The sequence below is a fragment of the Leptospira chreensis genome, assembly GCF_016919165.1.
Lineage (GTDB): Bacteria > Spirochaetota > Leptospiria > Leptospirales > Leptospiraceae > Leptospira_A > Leptospira_A chreensis.
In genome coordinates this window covers 34,420-49,815 of sequence record NZ_JAFFPS010000036.1, presented here as the reverse complement: position 1 = coordinate 49,815, position 15,396 = coordinate 34,420, and the positions used below count along the sequence as shown (strand labels likewise).

Here is a 15,396-nt window from a genome sequence, read left to right as displayed (position 1 = left end):
AATTTATGCGATTGGGGAAGTAGCTTTACATAGAAATTTTATTTACGGTCTTGTAGCACCGGGTTATGAGATGGCAGGCTCTGATAATAATAATTTAATTCCGTTGGTTCTATACCAATCAGGAGAACAAAGGTAAAGAGAGTCAGCAGATTTATCGGCAAAGTATTCTGAAAGGTGGACGCGGTCATAAGCTCTCCTTGGTTCTTCACCAAGAACTGTGATATCGAATTTATCCGTGCCACCGAATTCCACTAACTTTTCGCAGAATCTATGCCCAACCATCCCGTTTCCAATGACGATTAACTTTCGCTTGATCATTTTATTACCCTACCTGGATACAAGTATTCTGAAGGGAACCTTCGAAAGGTTCCAGTCTTCCTATATTATGCACGAAGTGTACCTAACGGAGGCAGCTAGATTAAAAATACTACGGATTCAGGAACGTACTTAGGGAATTGAGTGAGTCTTTAGGGAAAAAAGCGAAAATTCACTACAAGAAAAAGGAAACTGCCTATCTTTCGAACATGAATTTCCAAAGTAAGCCACTTTCCTTTTGAACTTATTTTAATCCTTTCTCTTAGAATTTAATAAATATGTACGTTTTATATGCATATTTTACGAAATTTTTTTCGTAATTTTGTAGGAAGCAAACTCAATCTGGGAAGATCCAATTCATTTCCCTATGGGAATAAGCATTTTTATGAATATTTCAGCAATTGGCATAGTTATTGCTGATTGTTTGTGTGCTGACTCAAGAAACTTATGCATCTACTTGTTCCTATTGTGGCGTTGGTTGTGGTGTTACCGTCCACAAAACAAGTCCCACAGAGATTTCTGTGGAAGGGGACAAAGACCATCCTGCCAACAAGGGCCTCCTATGTTCGAAAGGGATGAATTTGCATTATACGGTCATGGATAAAACGGATCGTATTCTTTATCCTTCTCATAGAAAAGACAAAAATCTTCCATTATCAAAAGTTAGTTGGGACAATGCTCTATCAGGAATTGCGGACAAATTCAAAAAATTAATCCAAACCTATGGCCCGGACTCTGTGGGATTTTATGTTTCCGGCCAACTCCTTACAGAAGAATATTATATTATCAATAAACTCATCAAAGGATTTATCGGTAGTAATAACATCGATACAAACTCAAGACTTTGTATGAGTTCAGCCGTTGTGGGATACAAAATGGCTTTGGGTGAAGATAGTGTGCCCATTGCTTACGAAGATATAGAACTTGCCGATTGTTTTCTTATCGCTGGTGCTAATCCTGCTTGGTGCCATCCCATTTTATTTCGTAGGATTGAAGCTCATAAAAAGAACCATCCTGAAGTAAAGATCATAGTCGTTGATCCAAGAAGAACGGATACTTGTGCGGATGCAGACTTACATTTACAAATCCATCCAGGAACGGATATTTATCTTTTTCATGCGATTGCCAAGGTTCTAATCCAAAACAATTGGATTGATCCTGAATTCATCCAATCCCATACAGAAGGTTTTTCTGAACTAAAAAATCTTTTATCTGATTTTGATTTAGAATCCGCAGCAGAGACTTGTGGAATTCCTGTGAGTGAGATCCATTTGGCTGCCTCGTATATTGGTCAGGCGAAAGGATTTTTGTCCTTATGGGCTATGGGACTGAACCAAAGTGTAGTAGGTGTCAACAAAAACCTAGCTCTTCTCAACTTATCTTTGTTAACTGGTAAAATTGGAAAACCAGGCAGCGGTCCTTTTTCTCTGACAGGCCAACCCAATGCTATGGGAGGAAGGGAAGTCGGTGGACTTTCTAATTTGTTACCAGCCCACCGTGACTTGAGTAATGTAAGTCATAGAGAGGAAGTGGCAAAGTTTTGGGGTGTGGAAACCGAAGTCATCCAAAGTAAACCAGGATTTACTGCCGTGGAGATGTTTGAAAATCTTCGTTCGGGAAAAATGAAAGCAGTTTGGATCATTTGTACCAATCCAACCACAAGTTTGCCTGATGCTCGGATGGTAGAACAAGGGTTACGTGCCGCAGAACTTGTTGTAGTACAAGATATATCCATGAATTCTTCTGCCATTCCGTACGCAGACTATGTACTTCCAGCAGCGGGATGGGCAGAAAAACAAGGAACGATGACCAATTCCGATCGTCGTGTGACTTATCTTTCTAAGATCATTGATCCACCGGGTGAGGCATTAGCTGATACTCTTATCATTCAGAAATTTGCAGAGAAGATGGGTTTTGGTTCTTCTTTTAATTATAAAACAGAAGAAGATGTATTCTTGGAACATTGTGCTCTAACCAAAAATACTAAAATTGATATCAGCGGTCTTGATTATTCGATTCTAAAAGATAAACGTTCTGTGCAGTGGCCTTACCCACACAAAGAACACGGCGGAACTCCGAGGTTATTTTCGGATCATATCTTCTATCGAGCCAATGGAAAGGCAAAGATCTTTGATGTATCACCAGAGGATACATCAGAAAAAACATCGGAAGAATATCCATTCATTCTAACTACGGGTCGTATTCGAGACCAGTGGCATACCATGACCCGAACAGGTAAAGTCCAAAAACTGATGGAACACAAATCGGAACCGTATTTGGAGATCCATCCAGAAGATGCAAAACGAATTGATGTCGTTGATGGTGCGATAACGGAAGTTTTGAATGAACGAGGTGTGGTGCGTGTGCGTGCGAAGATCACCGACACCATCAAACAAGGGACAGTTTTTTTACCAATGCATTGGGGTAAAAAAAATAAAAACGATGAGTCTCGGGCAAACAACCTAACCAGTAAAAACTATGATCCCTTTTCCAAACAACCGGGGTTTAAAATCTCTGCAGTCCAAGTAAAACCTTATGTCAAAGAAAAAGAAAAGATCATCATCATTGGCGGTGGAAATAGTACCCATGCTTTCATTAAAAATTATAAAGACTTAGCTCCTGATGATGAAATCACTGTGATTTGTAAGGAAGAAAATCCTTTATACAATCGTATCCTCTTGCCTGATTTTATCAGTGGAGAAAAAGAATTTCATGAACTCTCCAGTGCGGATTCAGAAGAAGTGGTTTCTTGGAATATCGATCTCCATACAGGAACCTCAGTCACTGAAATTCTACCGGAAGCAAAGATAGTCAAAGATTCTTTTGGAAATTCCCATTCGTATAACAAACTTATACTTGCTACAGGAAGTTCACCTCAAATTCCGAAATACATTGGGCCAGAAATGGTGGGTGTTTTTAGTTTGCGTGCGAAAACCGATGCCGATCGAATCAAAGGTTTTTTTGTTCCTGATTCCCATGCATTGATTGTCGGTGGTGGGCTTCTTGGATTGGAATTGGCCGCAGCTTTAAAGTCGTTAAATGTAAAAGTGACCGTTCTTGTTCGAACCGATCGTTTGATGTCCAAACAACTCGATGCCGTGGCCTGTGATATTTTAAAAGAAGAAATTGAAAAGAGAGAGATTGAAGTCCTTTTTAATTCCGAAATTTCGAAAGTCAATGGGTATGGTCGGATTACCAATGTCGAATTGAAAGATGGACGAAAACTAAACCCTGATGGAATTGTTTATGCCATGGGAACAAGTCCCAATTTGCATTTAGCAAAAGGATTGGGATTTGAGCTAGGAGAAGGGATCAAAGTTAATGAATTCTTACAAACCAGTGATCCGGATATTTATGCCATAGGAGAAGTTGCCGAACATACCAGTGGTGTTTACGGAACAGTCCTTGCTGCAGAAGAACAAGCAAAAGTGGCCGCCTCACATATATTTGGTTATAAATACAAAACATACTCTGGATCTTTACATTCCAATCTTTTAAAAATTCCAGGCCTTGAGTTGGTATCACTCCGACTTCCTGGTATTTCATTTGAAAACCTATCTGATGAATATGAAGAAATCGTATTTTTGGATCGAAAAAGAAGACGTTATAAAAAATGCATTGTGAAGGGCGATAAGTTGGTCGGCGCCATTCTCATTGGCGACAAAGCAGAGTTTGTTGAATATAAAAACCTAATTGCGAGCGGAATCGAACTCGGAGACAAACGAGGAAAATTACTCTCTGGTGGAACCGGCGCCAAACCGCCGAAAGGTGCCGTTGTATGTTCTTGCAACAGTGTGGGTCGTGGAAATATAGAAGATGAATTCAAAAATGGTGCCTGCAATTTAGAATCAATTATGACAGCAACTGGTGCTGGCACTGGATGTGGAAGTTGTCGCCCCGAAGTGAATCAAATTCTAAAAGCAATGGCGGCACAGACGAAGACACCCGCTTAGTCTTTAGTTGATTTAAACTTCCGATTTCCCAAGATAAGAAATCCTTAATTTACTTGGGATTCCTTTGAATTCGATAAAATTGATTTGAAAATGAGACCTATTCTCAAAACCATGGATCTATTCTAGAGTAGGAGCCTACCGCTTGTGAAGGCAAAAACTTGGTATCAGGTCCATATGGTTCTCGGTATTTTCGGGGCCACTTTTCTTTTAGTTTTGGGTGTGACTGGATCTCTTCTGGTCTATGGAAAGGAATTACAATCACTGACGAGTCCTTATTCCGTAAAAGTAGAAAAGGAACGTTTGTCAATGGATACTCTATACAAACAATTGTTAGTTCAGATTCCTGAAGGAACTGTGGCTGGTTGGTTGTTATCTGATTTAAAAGACCAAGCTGACCAAGTTTGGGTTCATAATTTCGAAATCCCAAGTCACGAAACTGTTTACTTAATCAATCCATACAATGGGGATGTCATCGGAGAACTAAAAGAAAACCGAAGAGATAGTCTTTATGGGTTTTTACTCGTTTTGCATTATAGCCTTTTTCTTGGGGGATTTGGGTATTGTATTGTTGGATGTGTTGCTATCGCTTATTTGTTTTTAACAATCAGTGGGATCAAACTTTATAAAAGATTCTGGGTGAGTTTGTTTCGTTTGCGTTTTAAAGAAAGTATACAAATTCTTTTTTCCGACTTACATAAGTTCGTTGGAATTAATGCAATTTGGTTCCATTTGATTTTAGCGATCACTGGCGGTTGGTGGTGTGTGCGAGATATACTCATCCTTCCCCATCCAGAAGAAAAAGTAGTCCATCATCTTTGGGCCAAAGAAGATTCAATCAATCAACTATTAGATCAAACAAAAAAAGAAATCCCTGGATTTCGGTTGGGATTTGTATCCTTTCCACACCATTCGAAAGAAGAACCGATCGGAATTTATGGAAATCGTTTTGATTCGTCTGGATTTGAAAGCCGATTTGGTTCTTATATTCGTTATGATGTGAAATCCAAACAGGTCTTTGATAAAGTGGATATGTCAAAGGAAAGCCTTTTGAATAAAGTATTGGATTCGTTTCGGCCCCTTCATTTCGGAACCTTTGCCAATCATTTTAGTAAGGTAATTTGGGTGATCGGTGGTCTTACACCGGCGATCCTTGCGATCAGTGGACTGAGTATTTATTATATAAAGAGAAAGAATAAAAAAAGAAGAACTCAAAAGGTTCCTTTGAGTTCTTCGGTTTGATTTTTAAGTTTTAGTTATTGCCAACACTTACTTGGGTCGTAACAAACATAAGTTCCTTTGAATCTTTCACAGGCTTCTTTTGCACTTTTTAAACCCGTAACTCCATAGTATACGTTTGCAGGAATTAAATACCCATGTTCGCCTTCTGTTGTGTATGCGTAAGGAATTAGATCGTTGATTCCGTCTACTCCGTCATAATGGCAGGCTGCCACTTTATTCGTGATCGTACAAGGTCCGTTGAATTTTTCTACAACGATTTGGATTCCAATCGCATTCCCAATTGTTGCATAAGTTTGTTCCATATCTTTTTCCCATTCCGCTTTTTTCTCTAAGTACGCTGTGGAATACTCTCGACAAAACAAATGAGCGCCGTCTTTGATGCTGAACCTGTGGCTATAAGCAACGTTCAGTCCAAGTCTTTGTGCCTCACTCATACTGTTTGCGTTGATTTGTTGTAGGGCTAACATAGAAACCAGATCATCTCCGGTAACTTTTGACTCGGGATCAAACAAATCGCATTGGAATACAGAAATTCCAATGGTGATTAGGGTAAGAAGGGTTTTTATTTTAGTTTTCATAGTTGTCTCCAGAAATTTAAATTTTATAAGTTAACATAAATCCGTAGGTTTTTGGTGCACCAGGCACGGCTTGGAAAGTTCCATCGATGTAAGATGTGAAATAATACCGATCATTCATATTGTTCATGTATACATAGGCGGAGAGGGTATCAGTTTCGTATCCTATTCTAGAATTGATTACATAGTAAGGATCGCTATACACAGTGTTATCTGCTGCAAAATACATTTGACCAACAGCTTGAAACTCACCGCGAAAAAACATTCCATAGGCGTTTCTATATTGGAGATAACTGACAATGTCGTATTTTGGAATAAAGTGAACCCACTTCCCATTGAAATCTCGGTTGAGAACAGAATCATGAAACTTGTTAAAAATTCCTTCTGTATAACCGGCCGATAGACCCAACTTCACATCCTTATGTGGTTTTAAAAATGTTTCGAGTTCATATCCTCTGATGGTAACAAGTTCTGCATTCAGGTTTATGTATTGGGAAAGGTTGATGGCTCGGACCACATGAAAGTCTTGTGTTTCTGTATAGAACTGGGTGTATTTTAATCCAAACTTTCCTTTAAAGAATTCTGATTTTACGCCGGCTTCGATGGTATCGTTGATTTCTGGTTTGAAAGTGGCTCTGTTTGGAATGTTGACAACAGTGCTATAACCTGCGTTTTTGTAACCACGGCTAAAACCAATAAAAAACATTAGGTTTTCTGTTGGTTTGTAATCAAAAATAAGCCTAGAAACATTGTAGTTGTAACGATTGTTAATTGTATACGGATCTGATAATAGTTTTGTTTCCCCATACGGATTGATCGGTGAAAACCCAATTACCTGTTCGGTATGAGACAATCGGCTTTCTTGTCTTTCTAATCTCGATCCTAAAGTAATTGTAAACTTTTCTGCAAAAGTGTAACTGTTATGTGTATAAAAACTAACGTTACGATCTTGAATCCGAGAGAGATTATTTTCACGAGCGGGAGCGCGAAGTCCAAAATCATTACCTACATACATTTGAACTCTATGTTCTCTCGCTTGGTCAATATTTGTGACTTTACTCGATGAATAGATCCCTACCTTAAATTGCAGAGGGTCATTTTTGTCTTTAGATTCAACATAAATATCATTCAGAAAGGTTGTGGCTTTTTCAACATAGATGGATCTGTGTTGGTCGGTTGTGGTGAAGTCGGCATCAGCGGTGATGGGATCAATGTCCATCTTACGAATTGCGGTTGCTGTTTTAATATTGGCCTGAGGTAATTTTGTCGTTGTTGCTAAAGAGTAGGTGTTTCCTGTAACATTACTTTTCCCTTCATAATCCCAATAAACTTTTCTGTCTCCATTCACTCGGTTGACATAGGTTCCGTATAACTTGGCACAGTTGGATGGCATGGCCACACAACCTTGTAACAATGCTTTTTCTCTTTCTGACTTGGCCCCTAAGTAGTTGACTAAGTTGAGAGCACCATCATCAAAACTTTCGGCACTGACTTGTAAATCGGCTTCAAACATTTCGTTCGGAGTGAAATATAAACGAAAACGTCCAGCTTTTCCTTTTCTACCATCCGGGTGCGTTTTATAAATTTCGACGGGAACTTCATACGGCCGATTGGTTGGATAATAAAAACCAGTTACGTTGGATAGATAGCCTTCGCGTTCGGTAGTTTTTCCAGCGATTCCAAAAAATAATTTATCTTTGATGATGGGTGCATTGTAATAAGCAGAAGTTTCCTGTTTTTTATAATTTCCAGCATCGTATGTAATTTTTCCCTCAGCGATATTGGTTGGCTTTTTGGTTCGAATTTCAACAACACCACCTTGAAAGTTTTTTCCAAACAAGGTAGCTTGACTTCCTCGATACACTTCAATGTTTTCAATTCCATATAACTCAGTGTTCAGCGCCACATTGTCATTGAGTGGAACCCCATCTAAAATCAAACCCACTGCTGGTTCACTAAAAGCAATACTCCGCATTCCCCGAATGTTAAAATAAGTAAAGTTACGCGATCCCGAATCAATGATGGAAAAATTCGGAACTTGTTTGTCGATGTCGTTCGTTCGATTGATCCCTGCATCTTGGATGTCCTGTTCGTTCAAACGGCTGATGCTGTTGGGGGTGCGAAGGATTTCCCTGTCTCTCGGATCTTTTTTCCCCGTAACACGAATGCCTTGTTCGGTCGGTTTTGTTCCCGTATTGGGAACAGGCTCTGTTCCTGTGACCGGCGGAGGTTGCGGTGTTTTTTCCGTGGTTTGCGGGAGAAGGGAGGTCGTAAAGAGAAGGGAAACAAGAAGTAGGGAAGGTAGAGTCGGAAATCTCAGGATCGATCCGAGAGAAAAGAAATGGGCCTTTTTCAGTTCAAACTTTATATGAGAGCCATTCTCAAAAAGGAGAGTCATATGGCCATTCCTTCGTAATACTCGTCCATTGTCTAGACTTAAATGAGATAAGGACTCAATCTCATAGCCTCGGGTTCTCCCGAAACTTTCCCTCGGTATCAGACAGAATTTGGTTTTTAGAGTCTAAGTCCGTATGAGTCAGACAAATACAATCGAAAGAAGTATCTATCAAACGGGATTACGTATCCTTCTCGGAGCCTTTTTGGTTTTCGCGGGAGTGGGTCACCTAACATGGCATAGGACAGAGTTTTTGGCACAGGTTCCCACCTGGTTACCGATCAATGCAGATTTGGTCGTAATCCTTTCTGGGCTTGTGGAAATTACTTTGGGATTGTCTTTGCTTTTCCTTAAGAGCAAACAAGTGCAAGTTGGTTGGATTGTTGCCTTGTTTTTTGTTCTTATCTTTCCTGGGAACATATCGCAATACGTAAATGGGATCAGTGCTTTTGGTTTGGATACAGATAGGGCACGACTCATTCGTTTATTCTTTCAACCCTTACTTGTTCTTTGGGCTGTGTGGAGTTGTGGATCCTGGCAAGACTTTCGTGCGAAGCGGAAAAGTTAACCTTTAAGTTTTGAATTATCTCCCGTATCGATTCTACGATTTGGATTTTAAGTTCGCGGACTTATAATGACAATAGTATTTCGATACGGATTGGACTGGTAGCCCACCAAACCGTTGGTTAAAAATAATTTCTATGTTCAATGATGAGACAACGATTGGACACAACACGAATCCCTGCGTCTTCTGCTTTTTTTTCGGCTTCTGGATGTGAGATTCCGAGTTGCAACCATATCACTTCGGTTCCACCCAAACTTAAAATTTCGTCGATCACTTCCGGAACTTTATCGGAACTGCGAAAGACATCGATGAATTTTCGATCTTCTTTGGGAACCTCTTTTAAACTTTTGTAAATGGTAAATCCACCTACACTGTGTTCTTTGGGATAGGTTCCTACGACTTCCCATCCTTTGTCTCGAATGTAAACGGGCACATAATGGCTTGGTTTGGATAGGTCGTTACTCAGTCCATAAACTGTGATTTTTTGATAGGACTCAAGGAGAGATTTGATCTCGGAATCTGCTACATTCATAGATATAGTATAGAGTATGGATTTGAAATTGCAAGTGAGGAAATTTTTAAATGGATCCATTCTCCATTTAAGGCAAGGGTAAATCGACTCCATTGGTTTAACGAGAATCAGTTGACAAAGAAAGGAAGATGTGAAAAATTCTCACAGAGCTTGATACAATAACCATACAATCAAAAATAACGGATTCAATTCTAGTTAATTCCGTATCTATTGTTTGCCATTCCATACTGACTACCTATGTTACGGATCGAATTTTTAAAAAGACTTTCCTTTACGACTCTACTTGTGGCAGGGTTTCACAGACAAGTGGGGGCGGAGTCAACGAAAGCTGTCGTTTTTCCGCCAAAGAGCGCTACTGACTTTCTTCCTACCTTTCCCATGGATCTGGCTGAAGAAATCACCTCATCAATCATTTCCAAAATCTATCAGGCGGAGATGGACTTAGATTTATTTCTCAATCTTTTTGCAGAGGAATTATTGGTTCGTTATCCTTTTGATGGTGACTCCCAAGTTTCGAACTATAAACAATTATATTTTATATCGATTCGTTCTGAGGTGATCTTCCAACTTGTCATCGAACTTGTGAAAGTTTGGCAAAATCTATGTTTTCAATATGGATTGGAGTCGTATGGGAAAAAAGAATTGGAATCCGATTCCATCCAAATTCAAAATGCAATCCTTACACTGGGGAATCAATTTAAGATAGGTGACATACCACATTTTATATTAGAAAGAGCGGAGGATTCGGAATGGATGCAGTCGAAAGCAACGTATCTTGTATCTTGGTTTGGAATAGAAAAAGCGGAGCTAATTGTAAGTGATCCTATATCTTTAGAGATAAGAAAGTTTTGGAACCATTTGCAAGGATCAGAAAATGTAGTAGAGTACAATCGGTCCGTTGTCTCTGAAATGTTAAACTTCACAGAAAGGTTGTTGTCCGGATTGGATTCCCGTCGTGCAAAATGGCACCAATATGCCGTTAAATTTTATTATTTGGACTTTGCCCAAAACAGATTTGAGAACAAACCGAACATCAATAAAAACCCAAAGAAAATAGTGAAAAAGGATTCTGATTTTTTGATTCGGTCTTTATCTTTTGAATCGGCCATTCGTACCATAAAAGAAAGAGCCTTTTTTATGCAAAGTGGAGTGTATCATGATTTTGATAGACAAAACCAACAAATGGTAGTTTCTTCGCTTGTCCATGTCATAAGTCAGATTGCCAACGACTCAGCTAAGGCCAAGGAGATCCAAAACAAGTTACGATTAGTATATCGTTATGGTGGAATACTCAGTATTTCCACTGCGGCCATGGCAACTGGTTCCCTTCCTATTTTAGAAGATGCCCTTCGCATTTTACAAAAAGAACGTAAATTGTATTTCCCATGAGAAATTTATGAAATTACCATTTAACTTTGCACAGTCGATTGATTCTCAGAGAGAAGCCATCATCCAAAAACAAATTCACAAGATTCGAAAAGAAATTTTCCAGTGGGAAGATCAATCAGAAGATCAGAATTCGGAACCAAAAGAAATATCACTTCGAACCCATATAAATGCGTATTCCTATTTTTGGACAAGAGTTGAAAGAAACTCTACATCTGCAATTGATTCCAGATTACAATTTCTATCTCTCACCGCAAATTCACTAGAAAGATTGTATCAGTCGCAAGCAGTAAAAACAACTTTTCAAAAACAAACCTTCCTTATTAAAAAATCATTAGTGTATTTGGATACCTTACTTGCGATCTCTAACAGATTGTCAGCGATTGCCCAATCAAAAGTTACAAAAAAATCCAGTAGTGAAGATTTACAAGGGGAAGTAGCTGAATTAATTGATGAAGTGGATCGCATTGCTTCATTAGCAGAGTTTCGTCATATGCGTTTATTTGAAGGAGCATTTGCTAAATCTTCTAGAACCGCATCCATGTGGTTTATCAATGAAAAGACGGGAGGGTTATACCGAATGTACATTGCGACAATGACGGCTAGATCACTAGGACTTACGACACCCGGCGGATATTCTTTGACTTTATCCAATCCCATTCTGCTTCAAAAAAAAATAAAAGATGCCATTACGAGAATTACTGAAGAACGAAAACGAATCCAATCTGTTCTTGATTGAGGTTTGAAAAACAATTTTGGTTTTTGTATATATATTTCCTAGGAATAGAGCCAGAGAAACATTGGTTTAGGTTACAATTTTTATTATGAATACTCTCGAAACAAAATTCTACGAAATGCGTAGTAAAAAGAACAATTCCACAGAGGATTCGTTCGCACTTTTTGATGCACTTGAGACAGTTAGTATTGAAGATACAATCGGTCGTTGGCATGGATCTGGTTTTCTTACAGGCCATACAATGGATGGGGCTCTAGAAACATTCAATTGGTATGGAAAAGAATTTGTGGATGCCGACAATGTCCATCCGTTGGTATTTAAATCTTTTGGAAAAACTTTGTTTAAAGTAAATCCTTCTCTAATGCCTGTTCGGTTGGCAACTTTGATCCCATCTACCAATTTATGGCCTTTACGATTTGTATTTTTGCTTGTAAGGTTTTTCTTTCAGACATCACGTTCGAAAGCTCGAGTTCGTCAGATCGAATTTCGCGGTAAACTCACAGCTGCAATGATCTATGACAATCTTCCCATTCACGATATTTTTAAGAAAGTAAACCAAGATACCTTGTTTGGATGTATGGATTTTAAAGGAATGACACAACCTTTCTTCTTTGTATTAGAGCGAGATAAATAGAATCAAATCCTCCATTGTTCGGGAACCAAAACAATGAAGGATTAAATTATTTGTTTGTTACAACCTAGCTATCCAGCCATTCAATTCCAAATTCTAAACTTGGAACGGTTTTGAGTTCCACATTTCCCGTTTTTAGAGTTTGGTCATCAATGGAAATGGCGGCGAGAGCTGAGTTGGGAACAACCACCGCCATCTTCCTGAGACTAGAATTACTTGCTTTGGGGAACCAGTTGACATTGACCCATTCCTGCGCTGAACGTGTGACAAGTCCCATCCTTCTTGTGTCTGCAAGCCATTTGCGAATATTATGTTTTTCGATAATTTTTAGTGCTTCATTTAAAATTTCAGAGTATTTATCTTCACTAAAATTTGGTGTCCAAACCACTTCCAATAAATCTTTTTCTTTTATATAATAGATACTTCCAATTTCGGATCGGAATTGGAGTTTGTGTGTGGTTTCATCGCGATTGGAAATGGAAGACTCATCTGAAACTAAATTTGTTTTGAATAGATCCACCATAGAAATGAGTTTGTCGGCAGTATTGGCAATTGCTGTAATTTTTTCTGCGAGTAAATCACTACTTTCGGAATTACTAAAAGAAGATTGGCTAATTGAGGATACTGACGCCATCACTTCGTTCGTTGCTGTTTTGTGTTCTGTCACTGCATCTTTGATTTCTGTTGATCTTTCTTTCACAAAGACAGCTTCTTTTAGAAGTTTGTTTTTTAATTCTTTTTGAGTATTCACTGCAGAATAAACTTCTGTAATTTTCCCAGAAATCGAATCAATATTTCCAATGATTTCTTGGATCTCCATCGTTGTTTTTTCAATCTGCTCGCGCCCTAAAGAAACATCGTTTTGGTTCTTTTTCATTAAAGAGTCGATGCCTTTCACCGCACCTGCTGTTCTCTCTGCAAGTTTAGAAACTTCTTCCGCAACTACAGCAAATCCTCTTCCGGCATCCCCTGCTCTTGCAGCTTCAATAGAAGCATTGAGAGCAAGCATATTAACCTGTTCACTGATCTTTGAGATGACATCTACAGTTTTAGAAATCTCAAGGGAACTCTGTGATAGATTGTCCATGGCTGCATTCATAGTCCGGAGTGTATTTTTTCCGGCTTCTGCACGTTCGATGATGTTTTTAATGGAATCAAGTGTTCCTTCTACATATTCGCCAGTTTTGTCAATAGCCAAAGATAACTCATCAACTTCGGAAGTTAGGTTGTTCATACTCTGTGAGTTGTTTTCAGCAATGTTGGAAATAGACACGGCAACACCAGAAATCTCTTCTATGGATGCCGAAACTTCTTCCGTAGCCGCTGACTGTGACTGTAAGTTGGAGGAAAAGTCAAGGGTCACTAATTTCATCTCTTGCGAATCAGAAGATAAGGTGTCAGCGGATGTTTTGATATGTTGGATGAGTTCACCTTGCGCTTGTAACATTCTGTGAAAGCCAGAATAGAAATCCGCGAATAAATCATTTTTTTTGTAAGAGAGTCGAACTTGCAAATTTCCAAGTCCTACTTCTTTAAATGCAGCTTCTAATTTTTCAAAAATTTTTACGAACCAAGAACTTAAACCCAATCCAAAGATAAGTCCAAAAACAATCAAGATAAGGAATCCAAAACTAAGAATGGAGTTTAAGTTTTCCTGTGTTACTTTTTGAACTTGTAATAACAAAGTAACACTGAGAAGCAATAAGGATCCAAAGACCATAAAGGAAAGGACGAAATACAGTTTAAGTTTAGAATGCATACGTTTACTCGTTCCAGTTTTTATGATCACAAACGAGATGCTAGTCTAAAACATCAAAATGAGTATTTTTGATTTTGGGCTCTATCGGTTTCAGTCTTTGCAGGTGACATAATGACAAAGCTCATGAGTTGAAAACTCTAGTTGTGTGGCAACAAAGCGCATTGTGCCTGTTCCATATCTTTTTTGGATATCCTTCAGAGTTTCTTCCAATGCTGGACCGGCTTTTTTAGCCTTTGTAACCTCGACGACTACATTCGTTTCATTCCGATTTTCCTCTTTGATTTCAGGAAGAAAAAGAATCCCTGATTTTGAAAGGATAGGTTGGTTGCTACTTGCGATTGATTTTGTTTTGGATTTGTATGTGCGAGAATAGGAATCGGCAACAAGAGCTAAAGATATTTCGTCGATACCATCATACAAAGGAATTCCGATAGTTTCGTAGTTCCAAACAAAAGTTAGGTTTTTGGCTGCAGTTAAATATTGTTTCCAATCTAGATCAAATTCTTCTGTATTATGTGTTGGGTTCCAGTTTTGGATTCCGAGTTCGTTTGCGATTTCTTTTGCCTTTTTTGTTCCGGCGAGTGATTCAATTAAAGCTAAAGAAATAGGAATGGATGCTGTGACCCCTGTGGTTGTAATAATATTTTGATCTTGGATGTATCTTTTGTTTTTTTCCCATTCCGTATTTGGAAATTTATTCATTAGGTCTTCTTTCGAATACCAGTGCCCTGTTGCCTTTTTATGATTGAGTAATCCAGCGTGACCTAAAGTCCAAACTCCATCACAAATTCCCACGATGGTCGCTCCGTTTTTGGATTGGTTTTGAATCCACTGGATGATGGTTTTGTTTTCGGCATTATGGATGGCGGGGACAATGACGAGGTCCGAACCTTCAGGATGGAGTTTGTCGAAGTCATCAATGGATGTTGTGATTTCTATAGAAAGTGCGGGAAACATATTCATGGTTCCTTTGTTAGGTGCCACAGCATAAATCTCTGCAATATCAGAACGTTTTAAAATTCCATAGGGTACAATAAAATCAGTAAGTTCTGTGTATTGATTTTCCCCGATGACGACAATCACCGGTTTTTTATGGTTTTGTTTTTTCGGAATTTTTTCTAAATGGCCTTGGTTTGGAACCTTCGGTTCACTCAATACGGACACGGTATGAAAAACCAAAGTTAGTAAGATCACAAGACCAATGGGTGGGATCATATATTTTGTTGGGGAGGGGTGCTTTTTTTTCTGAATGTTTGGGAGGTTTTGGTTCATACTCAAAGTATCTCCGTTATTTGCAGATCTGTCGTCCG

Annotated in this window: 11 protein-coding genes and 1 pseudogene; 6 read left to right on the top strand and 6 right to left on the bottom strand. The window is 38.8% G+C overall.

Features of this window, described 5'->3' with window-relative positions:
• Window positions 1–66: 66 nt before the first annotated feature.
• Window positions 67–318, bottom strand: a pseudogene (locus tag JWG41_RS11725) (nitrite reductase (NAD(P)H)); the annotation flags it as partial.
• Window positions 319–743: 425 nt separating this feature from the next.
• Between JWG41_RS11725 and JWG41_RS11720 the strand changes: the two are divergent.
• Both JWG41_RS11720 and JWG41_RS11715 read left to right on the top strand, forming a co-directional pair.
• On the top strand, window positions 744–4,268 hold the full coding sequence (locus JWG41_RS11720; protein ID WP_205270120.1) for a molybdopterin-dependent oxidoreductase: 3,525 nt from the start codon (window positions 744–746) through the stop codon (window positions 4,266–4,268).
• Window positions 4,269–4,412: 144 nt separating this feature from the next.
• Window positions 4,413–5,507 carry a PepSY-associated TM helix domain-containing protein gene (locus JWG41_RS11715; protein ID WP_205270119.1) on the top strand — a complete coding sequence of 365 codons (1,095 nt, stop codon included), beginning with the start codon at window positions 4,413–4,415 and terminating at the stop codon, window positions 5,505–5,507.
• Between the two features lie 14 nt (window positions 5,508–5,521).
• Here JWG41_RS11715 and JWG41_RS11710 read toward each other — a convergent pair whose 3' ends face one another.
• Window positions 5,522–6,085, bottom strand: coding sequence for an LIC_11695 family lipoprotein (locus JWG41_RS11710; protein WP_205270118.1), 564 nt, complete (start codon window positions 6,083–6,085; stop codon window positions 5,522–5,524).
• 16 nt (window positions 6,086–6,101) lie between these two features.
• Window positions 6,102–8,480 (bottom strand): TonB-dependent receptor, encoded by a 2,379-nt coding sequence (locus JWG41_RS11705; protein WP_205270117.1) that lies wholly within the window; start codon window positions 8,478–8,480, stop codon window positions 6,102–6,104.
• A gap of 133 nt (window positions 8,481–8,613) precedes the next feature.
• On the opposite strand from JWG41_RS11705, the gene JWG41_RS11700 reads away from it, so the two are divergent.
• A complete protein-coding gene (locus tag JWG41_RS11700; RefSeq protein ID WP_205270116.1) occupies window positions 8,614–9,045 on the top strand; it encodes a DoxX family protein in 432 nt (143 codons plus the stop codon).
• A 118-nt stretch (window positions 9,046–9,163) separates the two neighbouring features.
• On the opposite strand, the gene JWG41_RS11695 is transcribed toward JWG41_RS11700, so the two are convergent.
• On the bottom strand, window positions 9,164–9,574 hold the full coding sequence (locus tag JWG41_RS11695; RefSeq protein WP_205270123.1) for a CoA-binding protein: 411 nt from the start codon (window positions 9,572–9,574) through the stop codon (window positions 9,164–9,166).
• 237 nt (window positions 9,575–9,811) lie between these two features.
• Between JWG41_RS11695 and JWG41_RS11690 the strand changes: the two genes are divergently transcribed.
• From JWG41_RS11690 to JWG41_RS11680, 3 genes are all read left to right on the top strand, one after another.
• On the top strand, window positions 9,812–10,963 hold the full coding sequence (locus tag JWG41_RS11690) for a hypothetical protein (RefSeq protein ID WP_205270115.1): 1,152 nt from the start codon (window positions 9,812–9,814) through the stop codon (window positions 10,961–10,963).
• Between the two features lie 7 nt (window positions 10,964–10,970).
• Window positions 10,971–11,699: a flagellar filament core protein flaB2 domain protein gene (locus tag JWG41_RS11685; protein ID WP_205270114.1), complete on the top strand. Its 729-nt coding sequence runs from the start codon at window positions 10,971–10,973 to the stop codon at window positions 11,697–11,699.
• Between the two features lie 85 nt (window positions 11,700–11,784).
• On the top strand, window positions 11,785–12,330 hold the full coding sequence (locus tag JWG41_RS11680) for a DUF4334 domain-containing protein (RefSeq protein WP_205270113.1): 546 nt from the start codon (window positions 11,785–11,787) through the stop codon (window positions 12,328–12,330).
• 64 nt (window positions 12,331–12,394) lie between these two features.
• On the opposite strand, the gene JWG41_RS11675 is transcribed toward JWG41_RS11680, so the two are convergent.
• Window positions 12,395–14,086 (bottom strand): methyl-accepting chemotaxis protein, encoded by a 1,692-nt coding sequence (locus JWG41_RS11675; protein ID WP_205270112.1) that lies wholly within the window; start codon window positions 14,084–14,086, stop codon window positions 12,395–12,397.
• 90 nt (window positions 14,087–14,176) lie between these two features.
• Window positions 14,177–15,358, bottom strand: coding sequence for a DJ-1/PfpI family protein (locus tag JWG41_RS11670; protein ID WP_205270111.1), 1,182 nt, complete (start codon window positions 15,356–15,358; stop codon window positions 14,177–14,179).
• Window positions 15,359–15,396 lie beyond the last annotated feature (38 nt).